The 22,972-nt window shown below is 34.2% G+C and carries 18 protein-coding genes; 16 read left to right on the forward strand and 2 right to left on the reverse strand.

Features of this window, described 5'->3' with window-relative positions; translation table 11 throughout:
• The first annotated feature begins 38 nt into the window (after window positions 1–38).
• The 8 genes from H8R24_RS04305 (at window position 39) to H8R24_RS04340 (ending at window position 14,623) form a co-directional block, all read left to right on the forward strand.
• Window positions 39–473, forward strand: a complete 435-nt coding sequence (locus H8R24_RS04305) for a CBS domain-containing protein (RefSeq protein WP_187017330.1) — start codon at window positions 39–41, stop codon at window positions 471–473.
• A 154-nt stretch (window positions 474–627) separates the two neighbouring features.
• On the forward strand, window positions 628–2,913 hold the full coding sequence (locus tag H8R24_RS04310; RefSeq protein WP_187017331.1) for an NADP-dependent malic enzyme: 2,286 nt from the start codon (window positions 628–630) through the stop codon (window positions 2,911–2,913).
• 69 nt (window positions 2,914–2,982) lie between these two features.
• Window positions 2,983–3,564, forward strand: a complete 582-nt coding sequence (gene ruvA, locus H8R24_RS04315; protein ID WP_187017332.1) for a Holliday junction branch migration protein RuvA — start codon at window positions 2,983–2,985, stop codon at window positions 3,562–3,564.
• A gap of 22 nt (window positions 3,565–3,586) precedes the next feature.
• Window positions 3,587–10,735 (forward strand): T9SS outer membrane translocon Sov/SprA, encoded by a 7,149-nt coding sequence (gene sov / locus H8R24_RS04320; RefSeq protein WP_187017333.1) that lies wholly within the window; start codon window positions 3,587–3,589, stop codon window positions 10,733–10,735.
• Between the two features lie 86 nt (window positions 10,736–10,821).
• Window positions 10,822–11,202, forward strand: coding sequence for a glycine cleavage system protein GcvH (gene gcvH / locus H8R24_RS04325; RefSeq protein ID WP_187017334.1), 381 nt, complete (start codon window positions 10,822–10,824; stop codon window positions 11,200–11,202).
• Window positions 11,195–11,578 (forward strand): VanZ family protein, encoded by a 384-nt coding sequence (locus H8R24_RS04330; protein ID WP_187017335.1) that lies wholly within the window; start codon window positions 11,195–11,197, stop codon window positions 11,576–11,578. Before gcvH ends, H8R24_RS04330 begins: the two co-directional genes overlap by 8 nt.
• 167 nt (window positions 11,579–11,745) lie before the next feature.
• The gene (gene deoC, locus H8R24_RS04335) at window positions 11,746–12,489 is read left to right on the forward strand and encodes a deoxyribose-phosphate aldolase (protein ID WP_187017336.1); all 744 of its coding nucleotides are present in this window, start codon (window positions 11,746–11,748) and stop codon (window positions 12,487–12,489) included.
• 19 nt (window positions 12,490–12,508) lie between these two features.
• Window positions 12,509–14,623 (forward strand): gliding motility protein RemB, encoded by a 2,115-nt coding sequence (locus tag H8R24_RS04340; protein WP_187017337.1) that lies wholly within the window; start codon window positions 12,509–12,511, stop codon window positions 14,621–14,623.
• 2 nt (window positions 14,624–14,625) lie between these two features.
• On the opposite strand, the gene H8R24_RS04345 is transcribed toward H8R24_RS04340, so the two are convergent.
• On the reverse strand, window positions 14,626–15,924 hold the full coding sequence (locus H8R24_RS04345) for a glycoside hydrolase family 71/99-like protein (protein WP_187017338.1): 1,299 nt from the start codon (window positions 15,922–15,924) through the stop codon (window positions 14,626–14,628).
• A 246-nt stretch (window positions 15,925–16,170) separates the two neighbouring features.
• Here H8R24_RS04345 and cyoE point away from each other — a divergent pair, with 246 nt between their 5' ends.
• From cyoE to H8R24_RS04385, 8 genes are all read left to right on the forward strand, one after another.
• On the forward strand, window positions 16,171–17,073 hold the full coding sequence (gene cyoE / locus H8R24_RS04350; protein WP_187017339.1) for a heme o synthase: 903 nt from the start codon (window positions 16,171–16,173) through the stop codon (window positions 17,071–17,073).
• Between the two features lie 2 nt (window positions 17,074–17,075).
• On the forward strand, window positions 17,076–17,663 hold the full coding sequence (locus H8R24_RS04355) for a cytochrome c oxidase subunit 3 (RefSeq protein WP_187017340.1): 588 nt from the start codon (window positions 17,076–17,078) through the stop codon (window positions 17,661–17,663).
• 42 nt (window positions 17,664–17,705) lie between these two features.
• Window positions 17,706–18,734, forward strand: a complete 1,029-nt coding sequence (locus H8R24_RS04360; protein WP_187017341.1) for a cytochrome c oxidase subunit 3 — start codon at window positions 17,706–17,708, stop codon at window positions 18,732–18,734.
• Window positions 18,735–18,752: 18 nt separating this feature from the next.
• The gene (locus H8R24_RS04365) at window positions 18,753–19,103 is read left to right on the forward strand and encodes a cytochrome C oxidase subunit IV family protein (protein WP_187017342.1); all 351 of its coding nucleotides are present in this window, start codon (window positions 18,753–18,755) and stop codon (window positions 19,101–19,103) included.
• Window positions 19,104–19,179: 76 nt separating this feature from the next.
• A complete protein-coding gene (locus H8R24_RS04370; RefSeq protein WP_187017343.1) occupies window positions 19,180–19,821 on the forward strand; it encodes a hypothetical protein in 642 nt (213 codons plus the stop codon).
• Window positions 19,822–19,831: 10 nt separating this feature from the next.
• A complete protein-coding gene (locus H8R24_RS04375) occupies window positions 19,832–20,518 on the forward strand; it encodes an SCO family protein (protein WP_187017344.1) in 687 nt (228 codons plus the stop codon).
• A 3-nt stretch (window positions 20,519–20,521) separates the two neighbouring features.
• Window positions 20,522–21,067: a DUF420 domain-containing protein gene (locus tag H8R24_RS04380; RefSeq protein WP_187017345.1), complete on the forward strand. Its 546-nt coding sequence runs from the start codon at window positions 20,522–20,524 to the stop codon at window positions 21,065–21,067.
• Window positions 21,060–21,293, forward strand: a complete 234-nt coding sequence (locus H8R24_RS04385; RefSeq protein WP_222617360.1) for a hypothetical protein — start codon at window positions 21,060–21,062, stop codon at window positions 21,291–21,293. Before H8R24_RS04380 ends, H8R24_RS04385 begins: the two co-directional genes overlap by 8 nt.
• A 12-nt stretch (window positions 21,294–21,305) precedes the next feature.
• Here H8R24_RS04385 and H8R24_RS04390 read toward each other — a convergent pair whose 3' ends face one another.
• Window positions 21,306–22,709, reverse strand: coding sequence for a DUF4403 family protein (locus H8R24_RS04390; protein WP_187017346.1), 1,404 nt, complete (start codon window positions 22,707–22,709; stop codon window positions 21,306–21,308).
• Between the last annotated feature and the right edge of the window lie 263 nt (window positions 22,710–22,972).

Raw genomic sequence — 22,972 nt, forward strand, 5'->3', positions numbered from 1 at the left:
ATTTTTTTTAACTTTATAGTCAATTAAATATTTTCAATATGACTGTAAATCAAATATTAAGCAAAAAAGGTACGGATGTTCATTCTATAGTTTCTTCAATAACGGTTTATGAAGCGTTGAAGGTAATGGGAGAGCGAAACGTAGGTGCAGTTCTCGTTATTGAAGATAATTTATTAAAAGGTATTTTATCTGAAAGAGACTATGCTCGAAAAATTGTGTTGAAAAATAAAGCTTCGAAAGATACATTTGTCCATGAGATTATGGAGCCGAATGTGATAACGGTAAAGCCAACAGATAATTTAGATTACTGCATGGAAATCATGAGTACAAGAAGAGTGAGGCACTTGCCAGTAGTTGAAAATACTACGGTTTTAGGTGTGATCTCAATTGGTGATGTGGTAAAGTCAATCATTGAGGTTCAAAAAGAAACAATACAACATTTAGATTCTTATATAAGTGGTACAAACTTGTAAATAACCATTATGACTATAAAAAAATAGCTGCAGCTCTACTGCAGCTATTTTTTTGCCTACAATTTTAGTTGGTTTTTTATAAAAGAATAATAGAAAAGACTGCTTTTTACCATAAGTCTTGTATCTTTGTCAGTTAGAATAAATTCTCAAAAAAATGAACAAAAACAGTAAAAGAAGAGAGGCATTATTATACCACGCGAAACCTACACCTGGGAAAATCCAAGTAGTTCCTACTAAAAAATATGCTACACAAAGAGATTTGTCTTTGGCTTATTCACCTGGTGTGGCTGAACCATGTTTAGAAATTGCAAAAGATATTGATAATGTATATAAATATACTGCCAAAGGAAATTTAGTAGCAGTAATTACTAACGGAACAGCAGTTTTAGGTCTTGGAGATATTGGTCCAGAGGCTTCTAAACCAGTTATGGAAGGGAAAGCCTTGTTGTTTAAGATTTTTGCTGATATTGATGTTTTCGATATAGAGGTAGACGCTAAGGATATTGATAAATTTATCGAAACGGTAAAGGCTATTGCTCCTACTTTTGGAGGGATAAACTTAGAAGATATCAAAGCGCCAGAATCTTTTGAAATAGAAAGACGTTTAGTAGAAGAGTTGAATATACCGGTCATGCATGACGATCAACATGGTACAGCCATTATTTCATCGGCAGCACTTTTAAACGCTCTAGAACTTGCAGGAAAAGAAGTGGAGAAGGTAAAAGTCGTAGTATCAGGTGCTGGTTCGGCGGCATTGGCTTGTGCTAATTTATATGTTTTACTTGGAGTTAACCGTGAAAATATAATAATGTTTGATAAAGATGGTGTTCTTTCAAAAGACAGAACTGATTTATCATTATTACAACAAAAATATGCAAATGGAGCTGCAGGAACTGTACTAAAAGAAGCACTAAAAGGTGCGGATGTGTTTTTAGGACTTTCGGCGGGGAATGTGCTTACTCCAGAAATGCTTCTTGGTATGGCCAATGATCCCATTGTATTTGCAATGGCAAATCCAGATCCTGAAATCGAGTACAATTTAGCGATAGCTACAAGAGATGACATAATCATGGCAACAGGAAGATCTGATCATCCTAATCAAGTAAATAATGTACTAGGTTTTCCATATATTTTTAGAGGAGCTCTTGACGTTCGTGCAACCAAGATCAATGAAGCGATGAAGATGGCTGCGGTTAGAGCGTTGGCTTCATTGGCGAAAGAGTCAGTTCCTGAACAAGTAAATATTGCTTATGGAGAGACAAAGCTGAATTTTGGTCGTGAATATATTATTCCAAAACCATTTGATCCAAGATTAATAACAGTGGTTGCACCTGCTGTTGCCAAGGCAGCGATGGAATCTGGTGTAGCATTGAACCCTATCACTGATTGGCATCGTTACGAAGAGGAACTTTTAGACCGTTTGGGGAATGATAATAAAATGGTTCGATTGATTACCAATAGAGCTAAAATGAACCCAAAGAGAATTGTTTTTGCAGAAGCGGATCACTTAGATGTACTGAAAGCAGCTCAAATCGTTTTGGAAGAAGGAATAGGGATTCCGGTTTTATTAGGGAATAAAGAAATCATCTTAGAGTTAAAAGAAGAACTTGGATTTGACGCTGATGTGGAGATAATTGATCCTAAAATCAACGAAGAAAACGATAGAAGAAATAGATTTGCCAATAAATATTGGGAAACAAGAAAAAGAAGAGGTGTTTCTCTTTTGGATGCTCAAAAATTAATGCGCGAAAGAAACTTTTTTGCAGCCATGATGGTGAATGAAGGTGATGCCGATGGATTAGTTTCGGGACATTCAAGAAGTTATTCGTCTATTCTAAAACCGATGTTGCAGCTTATTGACAAAGCGCCAGGAGCTTCGATTGTAGCTACTACAAACATGATGATGACATCTCGTGGGCCTATGTTTTTATCAGATACAGCAATTAATATTAATCCATCTGCAGATGATTTAGCTAAGATTGCTATCATGACGGCTAAAACGGCAAGAATGTTTGGTGTTGAGCCAGTAATGGCAATGGTTTCTTTTTCGAATTTTGGTTCGTCAAATAACCCAGATGCTGCAAAAGTGAGAGAGGCAGTAACTTATTTGCACCAAAACTATCCTGATATGATCATTGATGGAGAAGTACAGGCTGATTTTGCTTTGAATCCAGAAATGTTAAAGGAGAAGTTTCCATTCTCTAAGTTAGCAGGAAAAAAAGTCAATACATTGATTTTCCCAAATTTAGATTCGGCTAATATTACTTATAAATTATTGAAAGAATTGAATAAAGTGGATTCTATTGGGCCTATCATGTTAGGTTTAGGTAAGCCAGTTCATATTTTTCAATTGGGAGCAAGCGTAGAAGAAATGGTTAATATGGCTGCCATTGCGGTTATTGATGCACAGGAAAAACAAAAAACAAAAACAAACAAATAAAGTACTATATTGCTTACCATGACATTAGGTTATGGTAAGCTTTTTTTTAAGTATTAATTTAGGATTTAAATGATAGGACATTTACAAGGTAAACTGGTGGAAAAAACACCAACACAGGTAGTGATTGATTGTGGAGGAGTAGGCTACGAAGTACATATTTCGTTACATACTTATTCATTATTGCCTGCGACAGATTTTATAAAGCTTTTTACCCATCTGCAAATTAAGGAAGATGCGCATACTTTATTTGGTTTTGTCGAAAAATCAGAGCGTGAGATCTTTAAGATGTTATTATCTGTTTCAGGAATTGGAGCTAGTATTGCTAGAACAATGCTTTCATCATTAGAGCCCAAACAAATTATTAATGCAATAGGATCATCGGATGTAGTTACTATTCAATCTATAAAAGGGATTGGTAGTAAAACGGCACAACGAGTGATTCTTGATTTGAAAGAAAAAATGCTAAAGTTGTACGACCTTGATGAAGTTTCTATGACACAAAGCAATACAAACCGAGATGAAGCGTTATCTGCTTTAGAGGTATTAGGTTTTGTACGAAAATCTTCTGAAAAAATTATAGAAAAAATTGTTAAAGAGGATCCAGATGCTTCTGTTGAATCGATTATTAAAAAAGCTTTAAAAAGCTTGTAAAAAGTTCGAAAACACGAATTGTATGCGTAAAATTTGTTTTTTTTTGATGGTAATGTTTTGTGGTTTCGTCTCTCGAGCTCAGGTAAAAGAAGAGGTTGAAGATACGATAAACAAAGGGGTTTCTTTAGGGAAGCTTCAAATAAAAAACCCACAAAGTATTCTTTCAGCTTATACTTATGACCCTAAAACGGACCGCTATGTTTATAGCAATTCTGTAGATGGGTTTTCGATTAATTACCCCATTATTTTAACCCCAAAAGAGTACGAAAAATTAGTATTGAAAGAATCTATGCGAGATTATTTCAAACAAAAATCGGATGCGATTGATGGAAAAAAAGAAGGTAGTGAGGCTGCTCAAAAGGATTTATTGCCCCAATATCATATCAATTCAGGACTTTTTGAATCCATATTTGGAAGTAATACCATCGATGTGAAGCCTACAGGGTCTGTAGAGATGGATCTAGGTGCACGTTATACAAAACAAGACAACCCTTCCTTTTCACAACGCAATAGGTCAAATTTAGCTTTTGACTTTAATCAAAGAATAAGCATGAGCTTATTAGGAAAAGTGGGTACGAGACTGAACGTAAATGCAAATTATGATACCCAATCTACATTTGCTTTTCAAAATTTAATCAAGTTAGAATACACACCATCAGAGGATGATATCATCCAAAAAATTGAAGTTGGAAATGTAAGTATGCCGTTAAACAGCTCCTTGATTAGAGGTGCTCAAAGTTTATTTGGTGTAAAAGCACAATTGCAATTTGGTAAAACTACAGTTACGGGAGTTTTTTCTGAGCAAAAATCGCAAACTAAAAGCGTGGTAGCTCAGGGTGGAGGAGTGATACAGGATTTCGAAATGTTTGCTTTAGATTATGATAATGACAGACACTTTTTCTTATCGCAATATTTTAGAAATAAATACGACCAAGCTTTAAAAAACTATCCTTTTATTGATAGTAGAGTTCAGATTTCAAGATTAGAAATTTGGGTTACAAACAAGCAAACGCGTGTGAATACAACTTCAAATAATTTAAGAAACATTATTGCTATTCAGGATTTAGGTGAGGGTCAATTATCAGGATTGGCAGATAATGAAGTCGTTGTACTCGATCCGTCTACTGGTATTTTCAATAATGGCATTGATGCACCATCAGATAATTCGAACAACAATTACGACCCTGCTCAAATTAAAAATGGTAGCGGTTTGTTGAATAGTAATATTCGAGAAATTGTAACTTCAAGTTCAGGATTTAATGTTACCGTTAGTGAAGGTCAAGATTATTCGAAATTAGAAAATGCTCGAAAGTTAAATGCGAACGAATATACTTTTAATGCGCAATTGGGTTATATCTCCTTGCAACAAAGGCTAGCTAATGATGAGGTTTTGGCAGTAGCCTATCAATATACTATCGGAGATAAGGTTTATCAGGTAGGGGAATTTGGTAATGACGGTGTTGATGCAACAGTTGTAACAGGGACGAGTACATCAAATCAAGCGGTGATTACGCAAAGTTTGATTTTAAAAATGTTAAAGAGTAATTTAACGAATGTTAAAAATCCAGTGTGGAATTTGATGATGAAGAACATCTACCAAATCCAAGGAGCATATCAAGTAAAACAAGAAGACTTTAGATTTAATATTCTCTATACAGATCCTTCGCCATTGAATTATATTACGGAGGTTGCTGGAAGTCCATTTCCTGCTAATGCTACTGCAGATAATGCTGTAGCCGAGACACCTTTGTTAAAAGTATTTAATTTAGATAAATTAAATTACAATAATGACCCGCAAACAGGTGGTGATGGTTTCTTTGATTTCATGTCAGGCTTAACTATTGATTCGCAAAACGGAAGAATCATTTTTACGACCAAAGAGCCTTTTGGGGAGCTGTTGTTTTCTAAGCTTTCTAATACAGGAGCTGGTGAGGATTATAACAATGTATCTACTTATAATGCCAATCAGTCCAAATATGTGTTTCGTAGTATGTATCGTAACACACAATCGGGCGCTTTGCAGGACAGTGACAAGAACAAGTTCATGTTGAGAGGTAAGTATAAATCATCAGGAGGAGACGGGATTCCAATTGGGGGTTTTAATATTCCGCAAGGTTCTGTTGTTGTGACAGCAGGTGGGCGTAAACTAGTTGAAGGTATTGATTATAGTGTCAATTATCAATTAGGACGAGTACAAATATTGGATGCTTCCTTACAGGCTTCAAATACACCTATTAACGTCTCGCTAGAAAATAATTCTATTTTTGGTCAACAAACTAGAAGGTTTATGGGGGTGAATGTAGAGCATAAAATTTCGGATAAATTTGTGGTAGGGGGTACTTATTTAAAAATGAGTGAAAGACCTTTTACACAAAAATCTAGTTTTGGTCAAGAGTCGGTTAATAATACGATTTTTGGATTCAATACTAATTTTTCTACCGAGGTTCCTTTTCTTACTCGTTTAGTGAATAAGTTACCTAACATGGATACGGATGTGCCTTCGAATCTTTCGATTAGAGGTGAGGTGGCGTTTTTAAAACCTGATGCCTCAAAAGCAGATCAATTTCAAGGAGAATCAACTATTTATGTTGATGATTTTGAAGGTTCGCAATCAACAATCGATATGCGATCAGCCTATTCTTGGAGCTTGGCTTCAACACCAGACAGGAATACTAAGAGTACCTATGATTTTAACGCTAGCGCAAATGATTTAAGCTATGGTTATAACAGAGCAAAGTTAGCATGGTATCAGATAGATCCTGTTTTTTATACTCAAAAACCATCAGGTATTTCTAATGATGATTTATCATTAAACACTACCAGAAGAATCTTTAGCGAAGAGTTGTATCCATTAACAGATATTGCACAAGGGCAATCGCAGGTGATTAGCACTTTGGATTTGAGTTACTATCCTTCTGAAAGAGGACCGTATAATAACAACCCTAATTATGCAGCGAGTCCTTCTAGTAATTTTGGAGGAATCATGAGAGCGATCAATTCTACTAATTTCGAACAAGGAAATGTAGAATATATTCAGTTTTGGATCATGGATCCTTATGTAGGTACAGGTAAAGCTCCAAATGATAATACGGGTAAAATTTATTTCAATTTAGGTGAAATATCTGAAGATGTGTTAAAAGATGGAAGAAAACAATATGAAAATGGTTTAGGTCCGGACCAAATATTAGTAAATCCAAGGCCTATTTGGGGGGATGTTCCAGCTTCGCAATCATTAATTTATGCTTTTGATACTGATGCGGGTAATCGAGCCAATCAAGATGTAGGTCTAGACGGATTGCCTAATGGCAAGGAAGGAGCGATTTATACTAATTTTGCTGCTGATCCAGATCCAGCTGCCGATGATTATACTTTTTATTTGAATACTGCTGGTGGTGTTAAAGAACGATATAAAAATTATAATGGTGTAGAAAATAACTCTACAGTTGATATCAATGATGCTAATCGTGGTTCTTCGACAGTTCCTGATGTAGAGGATATTAATAGAGATAATACGATGAACACGATTAATGCGTATTATGAATACAGTATTAATATGCAACCTAATATGACTGTGGGGCAAAATAACATTACCGATATTAAAAACACACAAGTTACTTTGGCCAATGGAGAGGTGACAGATGCAAGATGGATTCAGTTTAAGATACCAGTTTCTCAACCGCAAAACACAATAGGAAATATTTCTGATTTTAGATCGATTCGTTTCATGAGAATGTTCATGACAGGATTTAATCAAGAAGTAACGGTGCGTTTTGGTGCTTTAGATTTAGTACGAGGAGAATGGAGACGCTACACTAATACGCTTGATTTTAATGATACCAATGTTGATGACGATCAAACAGATCTAGATGTTTTGGCAGTAAATATCCAGGAAAATAGCGACCGTTGTCCGGTTAATTATGTTATTCCGCCAGATGTACAAAGAGAGCAGTTGTTTAATAATAACACTATTATTAATCAAAACGAACAAGCATTATCACTTCGCGTTTCAGGAGCAGGTCTTGAGCCCGAGGATTCTAGAGCCGTTTTCAAAAACGTGAGCATTGACATGCGTCAATTTAATAAGTTGAAAATGTTTTTGCATGCTGAATCTCTAGTAAGTGAAGTTGCATTAAGTGATGACAAAATGGTAGGTTTTATTCGTTTTGGAAATGACTTTACTCAAAACTTTTATCAAATAGAAATTCCATTAAAAGTAACTATTCCTACATCGAGCTCGGGGACTAATTGTTCTGCATTGACGGCACTTGAAGTATGGCCAGAAGCTAATAATATCGATTTATCACTGGCCTTATTGACCCAGTTAAAAATTAAAGCAATGAGTATTGATTTGAGTACTTTGCCATTGGACGGAATTTATTATCAAAATGAAGATGAGTTAGACCCTAGTTTGGCCGGTAAGTCTAATAAGTTGCGATTAGGAATAAAAGGAAATCCTAATTTCGGTTTGGTGCGTACCTTAATGGTGGGGGTAAAAAGTAATGAGCCACGCCAAAGAATCAAAGGGGAAGTTTGGTTTAATGAATTGCGTCTTGCTGAGATGGATAATCAAGGTGGTATGGCTGCGGTATTGAATATTGATACAAATCTAGCCGATTTTGCAACCATATCAGCAACAGGGAAGAAAAGTACAATTGGTTTCGGTGCATTAGAACAAGGACCAAATGAAAGAAGTCGTGAAGATATTCTACAATACAATATTGTTACTAATCTTAATTTAGGGAAATTATTACCTGCAAAATGGGGTATTAATCTACCGTTCAATTATGCTGTAGGTGAGGAAACAATTACGCCACAATACGATCCTTTTAATCAGGATATTAAGTTGAAGCAATTATTAGAAAACACAACTGATACTGCTGAGCGAGATAATATTACTAATAGAGCGATTGATTATACAAAACGTACTAGTATCAACTTTATAGGGGTTAGAAAACAAAGAAGTCCTGATCAAAAAGCACATGTATACGATCCGGAGAATTTTACTTTTTCACAATCGTACAACAAAGTAGAACGTCATGATTATGAAATTGAAGACTACATCGATCAGCAGGTAAATACAGCAGTAGATTATGCATTTACTTTCAAGCCAAAACCTGTTGAGCCATTCAAGAAAACTAAATTCATGAAAAAAAGCAGTTATTGGAAGTTGCTAAGTGATTTTAATTTTAATTATCTGCCTTCAAATATTTCATTCAATACAAATATTGTGAGACAATACAACCGCCAGCAATTCCGTCAAGTTGATGTTGAAGGGATAGAGTTGGATGCTTTGTATAGACGAAATTTTGCTTTCAATTACCAATATGCATTTAATTTTAATCTTACTAAATCTTTAAAATTAACCTATACAGCTTCGTCTAATAATATTGTAAAAAATTACTTGAACGCGGATAATGAGCCTATAGACAGTTTTACTATTTGGGATAGTTACTGGAATATAGGGACTCCTAATCAGCACATGCAGCAACTGGTACTGAACTATGAAATCCCAATTAATAAAATCCCGCTGTTTAGTTTTGTGAAAGCAAATTACTCCTATACGGGAGATTATAGCTGGCAACGCGCTTCTAATGCATTGTCGACTATAGAAATTAGCGGCGTCGATTACAATTTAGGAAATACCATTCAAAATGCACGTTCTAATACTTTGAACGCTACGTTTAATATGGATATGCTTTATAAATATTTGGGTTTAAAGAAAACAGATAATCCACTCGCTAATAAGTCAAAACCTGCAGCACCAAAACCAGGAGAAAAGGTTGTGAATACTGCGGCAAAACCAGCGGCAAAAAACAATCAAGTAGTAGATGGATTACTAGGTGTTTTAACGAGTATAAAAAATGTACAATTAAATTACACAGAGAATAGTGGTACTGTTTTGCCAGGATATACACCTAGCGTTGGCTTTCTAGGATCATCAAGGCCTACTTTAGGTTTTATTTTTGGTAGTCAAGATGATGTGCGATATGAAGCAGCAAAAAATGGTTGGCTTACCAACTATCAAGATTTTAATCAAAACTTTTCTCAGGTTACAAATAAGATGTTAAAGGCAAGTGCTAATTTAGATTTGTTTCCAGATTTTAAAATTGATTTGAATGCTGATCGTTCGTTTTTAGAAAATTTCTCAGAGCAGTATGACGTACTAAACGGAAATTACAATTCGAGATCTCCGTATACTTATGGATTGTTTTCAATCTCCACGGTTTTGATCAAAACTGCGTTTTCAACAAGTAACGAGGTTTCTTCGGCAGCTTTTGATGATTTTAGAGAAAATAGATTAACGATCGCAAATAGATTAGCCGAAGGTCGTGGTATTGATATTACAAACCCAGCTAATTTGGACGCAGATGGTTATCCATTAGGATATGGTAAAAATAATCAAGCGGTATTATTGCCTGCGTTTTTAGCAGCTTATTCTGGAAGCAGTGCTTCGGGTGTTTCGTTGGGGATTTTCAGGAGTTTTCCAATACCTAACTGGGCAGTAAAATACAATGGATTGATGAAATTTGATATGTTCAAAAGGAATTTTAAACGATTTTCCTTGCAGCATAATTACAGAGCTTCGTATACTATAAATCAATTTCGTTCTAATTTTGATTACGATAGTGATCCTACTGGAGTGGACGATAATGGCAATTTTTATAACAAAACAATTTTGGCTAATATCAACTTGGTGGAACAGTTTAATCCGTTAATTAAAATGGACTTTGAATTGAAAAGTTCTTTAAAGATTTTAACAGAGATTAAAAAAGACCGCGCGTTGTCTATGAGTTTTGATAATAATTTATTGACAGAAGTTAAAGGTATCGAATATGTAGTAGGACTAGGATATCGTTTTAAAGACGTAATTTTTTCATCAAAACTAGCAGATAATCCTACCGGAATAATAAAAGGAGATATCAATGTAAAGGCCGATTTTTCATATCGAAACAACCAAACTATTGTGCGCTATTTAGATTATAATAATAATCAGTTGGCTGGTGGACAAAATATTTGGTCATTAAAGGTACAGGCAGATTATTCATTAAGTAAGAATCTAACAGCCATTTTCTATTATGACCATTCTTTTTCAAAGGCGGTAATATCAACAACATTTCCTCTTACTAATATTCGTTCGGGCTTTACAATTAGATACAATTTTGGGAATTAAATTTTTAAATATCAACAAGATTTCATTAGAAGATTGTTATATTTGCGTTATAAAAAATCAATTATCAATTATCAATTAGTTTTATTATGAATATACCATCAAATTTAAAATACACTAAAGATCACGAATGGGTTAGTTTAGAAGGTGATGTTGCAACTGTAGGAATTACTCATTTTGCTCAAAAAGAATTAGGAGACATCGTTTATGTAGAAGTAGAAACTTTAGATCAAACTCTTGAGAAAGATGAGGTTTTTGGTACGGTTGAAGCAGTAAAAACGGTTTCGGATTTGTTTCTTCCATTGACGGGTGAAATTGTAGAATTCAATGATGCATTAGAAAGTACACCAGAGACAGTAAATTCTGATCCTTATGGAGCTGGATGGATGATTAAAATAAAAGTTGCAGATGTAGCTGATTATGATTCATTACTTTCAAGCGAAGCTTACAAAGAGTTAATAGGTGCGTAAACTATTGTTTTTTTGGATTGCTGTATTTTGGACGTTAGTAGTTGCTTATCTGTGCCTAACGCCTTCAACTAATATTCCTAAATTCACTTTTTTGTATCTGGATAAACTGGTTCATTTCTTTTTTCATTTTGTATTTACAGCACTTTGGATATTATTTTTCAAAATAAAAATGCAAAACGCAAAAGACTTTAGTCCCTATCTAACATCGTTTTCTTTGTCTGTTTTTTTTGGAATAACCATAGAAATAGTACAAGGTTTATTTACAACCACAAGAAGTGCAGATGTATTTGATGTTTTTGCAAATATATTTGGAGCTACAATAGGTGTGTTAGCTATGGCTTTGTTTTATAAAATAAAGAAAACATATAAAATGTAATTCAATTTTAAAATCCCACTTAGGTGGGATTTTTACATATAACGAATAGTTCTAAGTGACTTCCTGAGATGGAAGTATAAAAAAACGGATAGTAGATAACAATAGCATTGCTATTTTAAATGTATTTTTGTGATTCGTACATTTCCATAATTTGAAACCATAGCATCATGAACATTAGACAGTATTTAGATTCTACCTATTTAAAAACGCCAAGCCAGGCTGGTCTTGATGAAAAAGAGGATGTTGCAGTTGTTGCAAAATTTATACAAGAAGCAATAGACGAAAATTTTAAGCTTATAATGATTCGGCCTAATCGGGTTGCTTTGGCTAAAAAGATGATTGTTGATGCTGGTTCAACGGTTGAGGTAGGTACGGTAATCGATTTTCCAGAAGGACTATCTGATATTGAAGATAAACTTGTTGAGGCTGTGCAAGCAATTGAAAATGGTGCGGATGATTTAGACTTTGTATGTAATTATAAAGCTTTTATAGATGGTCAAGTTGATCTGGTAAAAGAGGAAATTTTGCAAGGAACAAAGTTAGGTTTAGAACATGGCAAAGTAGTGAAGTGGATTATAGAAGTCGCTGCGCTAAATGATAAGCAAATTGTGCAATTATCGGCATTGATAAAAAACATAGTCTTGTCTCATTTTAAAGAAAGTTGTTATAATTCGGTTTTTGTTAAATCATCAACGGGTTTTTATACTACTAAGGATGATTTGCCAAACGGTGCTACTATTCATTCGATCACCATGATGCTAGAAAATGCGTTTCCGCTTCCTGTAAAAGCGGCTGGAGGTGTTCGTACCTATGAAGAAGCGGTTGCAATGATTAAATTAGGAGTGAAAAGAATTGGAACATCAGGTGCCAAAGCAATTGCAAATGGAGAAGAATCAAAATCGGGGTACTAAATCCACATTAAATAATAGTATGAGAAATAGTTTTTTGGCTTTATTTATAATAGGTGTTTGTAGCTTTGCCTATGCTCAAAACAGTGATGGAAGTGCAAATCAGGAGGCAGAACGTTTTCCTGTTTTTCCAAAGTGTCAAAGCGTAGCAACAACGGAGCTGCAAGATTGTTTCTATAATGAAGTACAAGAGTTTGTTTTTCAAAACTTTGTTGTACCAGAACATTTGCTTAAAAACAATTTTAAAACAGTTGTCAAAGTGCTTTTTGAGGTTGATAGTAAAGGACAATTTAAAGTAATTTATGTCAATGCACTTGATGAAGACTTAGTTCTCGAGTCTAAAAGAGTATTTGCTAAATTTCCTAAAATAAATCCGTCAACATATAATGGAAAAGCGGTTTATTCGAAGTACAATATCTCATTTTCGATTCCGTTAAAAAGTTCCGAAACTATTGCCGCCGAAGCTTTGGTTAAAGCTTCAATTATACCAACTAATGAAAAACCACTAACAGAGTTAGATAGTATAGTGTATCATAAATACACAAATCCTGAATTTGAGAGTCATTTGAACATCCCTTTTTCGCACAGTTATTATGCTCAGTTTGATGGTTCGATGAATCAGGTGGGTAGTAATAATCATACAGCTTCTAAACCATATACGTATCAAGAAGTATCAAAATACTATAATTTAAAAGCGGTAAATGAAAAGCTAAAAAAGCAAACAGCTGGATGGTGGTCTAGAAAGCTTTTTAATGAAAATATGGTTCAAATTCAAGGTGAAGGATATTGGTTCACTCTAAATCCGATATTTGATTTACAACTAGGTAAAGCGACCAATAGTGATGCTTCGTATACCTACGTCAATACACGTGCGCTTAATTTTAAAGGAGGATTGGGCAAGCAGCTTAATTTTACGACCACCGTTTTTGAAAGTCAAGGTCGTTTTGCTGATTATTATAATAATTATGCCAAATCAATTGCACCGGCAGGAGGTAATCCAGCGATAATTCCAGGCATGGGTATTGCAAAGGGTTTTAAAACTGACTCTTTTGATTTTCCTTTGGCGGAAGCCAATATCACTTATGCTCCAAGTAAAAGTATTGATTTGCAATTGGGTTATGGTAGAAATTTTATAGGTGATGGTTACCGTTCGCTTTTAGAAAGCGATGGGGCTAGTCCGTATCCTTATTTTAAGATCAATACCAATTTCTGGAAAATAAAGTATACCAATACTTATATGTGGTTAAAGGATGTGCGTCCAGAAGTGACGTTAGAGCGCACTTATGCGACAAAGTTCATGGCAAACCATTATTTAAGCTGGAACGTTTCTAATAAGTTAAATCTAGGGTTCTTTGAATCGGTTATTTGGACAAACACAAATGACAGGGGTTTTGATGCGAGTTTTGTCAATCCGATCATTTTTTATAGATCGGTAGAGTTCGCTTCTTCCTCTAGAACAGGAAATGCACTTTTGAGCTTAACTTATAAATACAAATGGAGCAACCAGATTAATCTCTATGGTCAATTTTTGCTAGATGAATTTTCAATAGGTGACATTAAAAAGGGGGATAATAGTTGGAAAAATAAATACGGTTATCAGTTAGGTGTTAAATATTACAATGCATTCCATGTAGATAATCTTCTGTTGCAGTTAGAGTACAATCATGTGCGCCCTTATGTGTATTCACATAGTGATCCACTTACTAATTACGGACATAATAATCAAAGTATCGGTCATCAATGGGGTGGTAATTTTAAGGAATTTGTAGCCATCGGTCGTTACCATCAAGGCAGGTATTATGCCGATGCTAAAATGACAATTGGTACCAGAGGCTTGGATTTTGACACTAGTACAAATGCCTTCAATTATGGAGGAAATATATACAAGGATTATGATTTGAATCGTCCTTTTAATAGCGGAGTAAAAGTAGGGCAAGGAAATAAAACTGCCGTTTTTATTGCAGATATTCAAGGGGGATACTTGGTTAATCCGTCAACCAATTTGAAAGTCTTTGGTAGTTATATTTATCGAAGTTTTGATCCTTCGCAAAATACGGCAACTGCTTTTAACCAGAGTACAAATTGGTTTACAATAGGATTACGATCAGATGTGTTTAATTGGTATTTTGATTATTAACGTTAATACGTTTGTTCGATTGCGTCAATAATGGTTTTTGCTCTTTCCAATTTTAAAGTGAAGATCAATTGATATACTCTGTTTAAAATGACTTGTATTTTAGGATCGGTTTTGTATTTCTTTCTTAAAAGGTAAAGTTTATAAGGTATTTCTAGATCTTTTTTAGAATAAGTGACTCCAGTATAGATTTGTATTTTTTCTAAAAAATCATATCCATATTCAAGGGTAGGCTCTACCATTGTACCTTCGCCAAAGTCATTCCAAGTAATGAGTTGAATAAAATCGACGGGGTATTGGTCGGTTAGGTTTAAGGTTTCTTCTAGTGTTTGCGTATTATTGTGAGGAATCTCCCAATCGGTACTTGGGTTAGTTCTCCATCCTCCTTCGTAATAATAGTCGTTAAAGCCGGGATATATACCGCCAATAGTTGCAATGTTATTCTCGACTGTATATTCATAGTAGTAATATAAAGTATTAAGATGGTTCCTGTCAATCCAGCTAAATTCTCCGCTAGAAAGATTTCCTAATCGGTTGCTTCCTTTCCATAAATTGATATATCGTGGTGTCGTATTTAGTTTAGAGTTGATGTATTCCCAGTCTAAGGGGTCTTTGATGTAATTGGGTCCAAATAAAAATAGTATTTCTGAATCGTTTTTTCGTAGGTAATTAGGGCTGGTAAAGTATGTTTTTTCGATATATTTCAAGTCAGTCATGGCTGCGTTTAGGTTTGCTTTTGGGATTCTTTGTGTTTGAATGTTTTCGGCAACTTTATCCTCATACATGATGGAGAATTGGATGCCCACATCTTCTATTTTATTAATAAATGATTCGGTACTTTTTTTAATCGAATTGTAATCATAAACATCGCGTGCTCCGTACCAGTCAAAAATAACCCCGTCTATTCCGGATAATTTCATGAGTAACAAATGGTATTCTTGCAAGTCCTTGTCATTTGAAGAATACGGGCCAATTATTGGGTAATAATGAGATGCTATTTCTCTTTTTCCGTCAATATCTATTCTATTAGGATTTCTATTTAGCATAGTCCAGTGTTGTCCCCAGTACCCATCTTCTTCTAGGCTTGTGAACCATGGCATGTAGTGCACATATATTTTTTTCGGATTCTTTTTGGTTACATCAATTGCTTCAGGCACCCTTTTTTGAGTAATCATTTCTTGGTATACTTGGTCAAGAATGGAATTTGGGTTTGATTTTTCAATAAATTCAGGAGCTCTGTCGTTCGTGCAAGAAATAAATAGTGCAATTAAGATCAGGCTTATGATTGGGGTAATTCTTTTCATTTTTTTGATTTTTAGAATTGATCCAAATTTACCCGTTTTTAGGTCTTTTTTTGAATTTTAATCGGTTAGTCACTACTGTTTTGTCGATGAAAGGTAGGTTTTTATCGATATAATGCATTTGTATAGATAATTCAACGAGTCCAAGATGCATTAGTTTTCGATTCAAAAAAATGAAGGGCATATTATTAATTACCAATCTAATTTGTACCTTTGCATCAGTTTTATAAAAACCTAATAAATACCAGATTGAATACTACTACAAATACATTTTCTCTTAAAACGATTTTTTTAGATTTTAAAGAAATTACCAAAGCTGGACTTGCTATTAGTGTCTTGTTTTCCTCTATTGCTGGATATTTTTTAGGTATTGATGATCAAAATCCTTTTCAATGGTCTGTTTTGTTGATGCTGATCGTGGGCGGATACTGTATGGTAGGAGCGTCGAATGCATTTAATCAAGTCATAGAAAAAGATTTAGATGCTTTAATGGATCGAACAAAAAATCGTCCTGTGCCTTCGGGTAGGATGACGGCTAATACAGCTTTGATTGTTGCGAGTTTACTTACTATCATTGGGCTTTCGATGCTTTATGCTATAAATCCAAAGTCGGCCATGTTTGGTGCGATTTCAATATTTTTATATACCAGCGTATATACTCCATTAAAAACAATGACTTCGTTATCTGTTTTTGTTGGTGCTTTTCCAGGAGCTATACCATTTATGTTAGGATGGGTTGCTGCTACTGGGAATTTTGGGATTGAAGCAGGTACTTTGTTTTTGATTCAGTTTTTCTGGCAGTTTCCACATTTCTGGGCAATTGGATGGTTTTTATATGAAGATTATGAAAAAGCAGGCTTTTTTATGCTTCCTACAGGAAAAAAAGATAAAGGAACGGCTTTACAGGTTATCTTGTATACGGTTTGGCTTATTATAGCTTCATTGTTGCCTTCATTGGGTTATACGGGTAAGCTGTTTATTAGTCCAATAGCAGCTGGAATTGTGTTCTTGTTAGGTGCTTGGATGTTGTATTATTCGGTTCAGTTGTATAAGTTGAGAACTGCAAAGGCGGCTAGAACGTTAATGCTGGTAAGTGTTTCTTATATAACGTTGTTGCAATTAGTGTATATATTTGATAAATTTTTAAGATAATTATGGAGGTTACAATGACAACAGAGGAACATAGATTGAGAACCGCAAGATCATATAAATTGATTTTGTTGTTTGCAATGGTTAGTATGACTATGATGTTTGCCGGACTTACAAGTGCTTTTGTGGTAAGTAAGTCTAGGGTGGATTGGTTGAAGGATTTTGAATTGCCAAACGCGTTTTATTTTAGTACTATAGTCATTATTGGTTGTAGTGTTACATTTCATTTGGCAAAAAAATCTATTCAAAAAGACAATAAAAGTGCTACTAGTTTATTTCTTTTAGCTACTTTAGCGCTCGGAATTTTATTTGTTATTTTGCAATTTGTAGGCTTTGGCCAAATTGTGAAAAACGGCTATTATTTCACAGGAAGTGAAAGCTCAATAACAACAACATTTTTATATATTGTGACTGTTGTGCACTTAATGCACCTTGCGGGTGGGTTAATTTCACTGTTAATTATAATTTATAATCATTTTAAACAAAAATACAATTCGACTCAAACTCTTGGAATAGAACTAGGTGCAATGTACTGGCACTTTCTTGATTTCCTTTGGCTTTATTTATTTGTATTTTTATATTTCTTTAAATAAGAAAAAAACGTAAATTTGGGAACTTTTTAACGAATAACTTTTATGGAAGCGACAGTTACTACTGCAAATAGTGAAGAAAAAACTTGGGGAGGCGGCAATGAGCCAATGGGAGCAAGTTATGGTAAATTAATGATGTGGTTTTTTATCGTATCAGATGCCTTAACGTTCTCTGGATTTTTAGCAGCTTACGGTTTTTCTCGATTTAAATTTATCGAAACTTGGCCATTGGCCGATGAAGTGTTTACGCACTTCCCATTTATGCATGGTGTATCTGCACCAATGTACTATGTGGCATTAATGACTTTTATTTTAATTTTCTCATCTGTAACAATGGTTTTGGCTGTTGACGCAGGTCACCAAATGAAAAAGAATAAAGTTATTATTTATATGTTTTTAACCATTATCGGTGGTATGATCTTCGTAGGATCACAGGCTTGGGAATGGAAAAATTTCATAAAAGGAGAATACGGTGCTATTGAAACAAAAGGAGGTAGTTTGCTTCAGTTTGTTGATAAAGATGGTAAACGTGTTGCTTTGGCTGATTTCTCGGCTTCTTTGCATGAAGGTAGAGAGCAGTTAAAAGGGAATAAAGCCAAATGGTTTATGAGTGAACCGTCATTGCCTACTTACACTGTTGCTGAAGTTCAAGCAGGGTTTAAGGCGCATCCTGATTTATTGATTAGAACAGAGGTGATTTACGAAGGAGATGAAGCAGTTGCCAAAGATCCTAAAATCAACCATGATTTAACTAAAATCAAACATAAAACAGTTTTGACTAGAGCTGAGTCTGAGGCTAGATTAGCTCAAGCAACTTTTGTTGTTGAAGGTGCTAATTTGACAAGAAATGAATACGGAAGTAAGTTATTTGCTGATTTCTTTTTCTTCATTACTGGATTTCACGGTTTTCACGTTGTTTCAGGTATTATCATTAATATCATTATCTTTTTTAATGTTCTTCTTGGAACGTACGAGAAAAGAAAGAGTTATGAAATGGTTGAAAAAGTTGGTTTATACTGGCACTTTGTCGATTTAGTTTGGGTATTTGTATTTACAGTATTCTATCTAGTTTAATTTTTAAAGATTATTATTATGTCACACGATCACGTTTCTAATACAAAGAGAATTTGGTTTGTTTTCGGATTATTATCTCTTGTAACAACTGTTGAGGTAATTCTAGGGATTATAAAGCCAGAGTTTTTACACCTTACTAAATTCCTTGGCATGAACTTGCTAAATTGGATATTTTATATTTTAACTGTTTTTAAAGCTTACTATATTGTATGGGCATTTATGCACATGGAAGGTGAGAAAAGCAGTTTGAGATCAGCAGTGGTTTACCCTGTTGTATTCTTGATTTTATATTTACTTTTCATTCTATTGACTGAAGGGCATTATATTTATGGGGTTTTTAAAGATTCAACCATCAAATGGAATTTTTAACACTATATTAATTCAAAAAAAGGGTACGCATTGCGTACCTTTTTTTATTTTTGTACTTTAAATTAGTATTGTCATAATGAAAAAAAATATAGTTCTCTTTATACTTTTTATTTTACCTATAGTTGCTTACTTGTTTTTTGCTTCGGGTATAAATAGCTTTACAAAACTACCTGTAATTACGCCTAAGGTAGCTGATCTAGGTGATTGGAATTCTCTACATGGTGAAAAGGTGTCTTTGGATAAAAAAATAACAATCCTGGGATTCTCGGGTAGTGATGTTTTAAAAAATCGAGGAAATCTTTTTAATCTAAATGAAAAGATCTACCAGCGTTATCACACTTTCAAAGATTTACAATTTGTAATGATTTGTCCTCTTGGGACAGAAAATGGTATTAAAAGTATCCTAGATGCTTTGGATGAGTTTACAGATGTGTCGCAATGGCATTTTGTGTTTACTAGTCCGGATCAAATTAATGACTACTACAAGCAATTGAAGTTAAAAGGTAGTCTTGATAAAAATGCAGGTACATCTCTCGTTTATATCGTAGATAAAGAACGCAATCTAAGAGGTAGAAAAAAAGTAAAGGAATACATGGAAGGTTATGATACTTTTCATCCGGCTGATTTAAGTAATGAAATGCTAGATGATTTTAAGGTGATATTGTACGAATATCGTGCTGCTTTGAAGAAAAATCATAATGCTACAAAACGACTTTAAAAAGATTAAGATGTTTAAAAATAAATCATACATAGGGATATCCTTTATTATTTTAATTTTTGGAATTTATGCTGTTCCAAAGATAGTAAACAGGATAAAAAACGGTGAAGTTGTAAAAGGAGATCGATTGGATAAAGTAATTACTGTTGTTAAGGAGCAGGGCAAGCTAATGAAAATTGGTGCCGCACCTAAGTTTGAGTTGATTGATCAAAATGGAGAAAAAATATCTAATGAATCTTATAAAGGAAAAGTATATGTTTTAGAGTTTTTTTTTACTACTTGTCCTTCTATTTGTCCAAAGATGAATCAAAGTATGTTGTTGATCGAAAAGAAATTTTTTGGTAATCCTAATTTCGGGATCGCATCTATTACGATTGATCCTGCTCATGATACTGCTAAGGTATTGAAAGAGCATGCCCAGGTTCTGGGAGCTACATCTACCAATTGGCATTTCTTGACTGGGGATAAAGAGTATATCTTGAACTTGGCAAATAAAGGATTTAATTTATATGCTGCTGCAAATGGTAAAGTTGCAGGAGGTTTTGAACATTCTGGTTTGTTTGCTTTGATTGATCAAGATGGTACTATTCGTTGCCGACAAGATAACTTCGGGAATCCAATATTGTATTATGATGGATTGGATAAAAAAGGCGTTAGAGATATACAGCAAGATATTAGTATTTTATTAGAAGAATAGAAAATGAAGAATACAGAGAGAAGTTTGGAAAGTAAATACAACAAATGGATAGTGCTTTTATCGGTAGCTATTCCGCTGGTTGTTGTATTGTTGTTTAATGTTAATTTACGTAAAATGGGTTTTGATGTTGAGCCATTAACATTTCTGCCTCCTATTTATGCTACTATAAACGGTTTTACTGCGTTTTTACTTGTTGCTGCTATTTTAGCTATTAAGAACGGTAATAAAAAATTACATGAGTATTTAATGAAGGCAGCAATAGGTTGTTCTATTGCTTTCTTAGCAATGTATGTAGCTTATCATATGACTTCAGATTCTACTAAGTTTGGTGGTGAGGGTGTGATTAAATATGTTTATTATTTTATATTATTCACCCATATTATACTTTCGGTTATTATTATCCCGTTGGTATTGATTACTTATGTTAGGGCGTTGGCTCAGGTTTTTGATAAACATAAAAAAATTGCCAAAATAACGTTTCCTATTTGGCTATATGTTGCCGTTACTGGTGTAATAGTTTTTTTAATGATTTCTCCCTATTATGCTTAAAAATAAATTCAAGTACGTTTTAGTCCTAGTTGTTTTCTTTGGTTATTCATTGGCAGCTTCTGCGCAATGCGCTATGTGTCGTGCTGCATTATCAGGTGATGCGAATAAAGAGCAAGCTCAAGCTGTAAATGATGGAATTGTATACTTAATGGTGATTCCGTATCTATTAGTTGCAGCTATTGGTTATGCTGTTTATAGAATGAGAAAAAAGAAAAAACTAGATTAAATACTCTAGTCGTTATTTAAGTCCATCGACGGCAACGTTTATTTCTCCGTTTACCTTAATAAAAGCAATAATCGCATTTTTAGTTAGTTCTATTTTATCAAATTGAATGTCGTCCATTTTTCCGTTAACGTATACACCAGGCATGGGTGAGTAGTTTTTAAGGTAGTCCATCATGGTTTTCTTGCCTTCTTCTAGGTTAGGCTGGATGGAATAACGACAACTTTCTTGAATTTTTCGCAATACAATTCCTTGTGCCATCCAGTTGGCTGTTCGTAATAGTTTGCTTTTAGTATCTAAAACATAATCGAGTTGGTCAAAGTAAATTTCTTTTGTTTTTTCATCGTACTGTGGGAATCCAGCCAAGTAAATTTTTCCGTTTATGGTTCCTAATAATTCTAATGCAATTACCATTTTACCTTCTTTATGCCAGATGGCAACATCCTGAACTTTAACCTTTTTAGTTCCTGATGTGAATTCTTGTCCTATAAAATTCTTTCTGATAATTTTAGATGCATCTTGATAGGTCGAAATAGCAACAATGTTTGCGCTAATTTGGTTTGGGATTTTTGTAACAGGTTTTAGTACTATTTTATTCGAATCAAATTTGGAAATGGGTTCTTGGCCTATTAAAGTTTCCATATTACATTTCATGCCCATTTGCATTAAAAAACTATCGTTTTTTAGTTTAGCTGCTGTAGTGTATATTTCCACAGGTACAATTCGAAGCCAGCTTTCATAAGCTTCATTCATTTGAAAAGGGGTGCATATTTTTTCAAGTGCAGTCAGCACATTGGGTTTGAAATCCATAGACTTTTCAATTGATTCGTCTATTTTCTTTTCGAGCTTAGACTTAAAAACTTGAATTGTAGGGTTGATTAGGTAGGTTACGGGTACATTTTTACCAAAAACGGTCATTGTAGGACTCTCATTCCAGTCAAATGATTGGAGTGTTGTTTTGGTTTTTAGTTGCCAATTAGTCAGCGCTACTTCACTGCTTAGAGTAATGACTCCGTTAAGGTTGAATTCACGAATGTTGTATAATTCCACTCCCATTGTTTTGGTACCTACACGGTATTTGATATTGGCTTTTAGCGGAAGCACTGTTTTTATTCTGTTTTCGGCTGTTGTGTTGCCATTTTGTATGGTAATTGGAGCTAGTTTCCAAATTTTGATCTCAATATCATCATCTTCAATATTGGTGTCTTCATAGATTAAGCCATTCATCAAAGAGTTGGTTTGGTTTTCAATATCTTTTAGCTTTACGCTAATGGGTAAATTGATAAACGATGGAGTGTTTTTGTATACTATCGGGCTAGCATCATCGGGTTCGGGTTTTAAAGTGTCTATTTTTTGTGAAGTAGAACAGCTCATTAGTAAGGAGCAAATTAACACGAAGCAAGCGCTGTATTTAACCATTTTTTGTTGTATTTTAAAGCTGTAAAAGTAGCAAAAGAAATATATTTTTATTTATTATTGTAACAATTATATTGTATTTAAGTCTTATAGTTTATAAAGCTTCAAGTAACTACTGGTTTAGATACAGCTGTGGTTGTAATACGGCTACTTTTTGCAGAAAAGGAATACTACAATATGTGGGATTAGCTTAATTTGGTATTTCTGAATAGAGGTTCAAATTGTGTTTTTTGATAAAAAAGGCAGATTAAAAGGAGTTTTAGTTT

It is taken from the genome of Flavobacterium muglaense, assembly GCF_014305155.1.
Lineage (GTDB): Bacteria > Bacteroidota > Bacteroidia > Flavobacteriales > Flavobacteriaceae > Flavobacterium > Flavobacterium muglaense.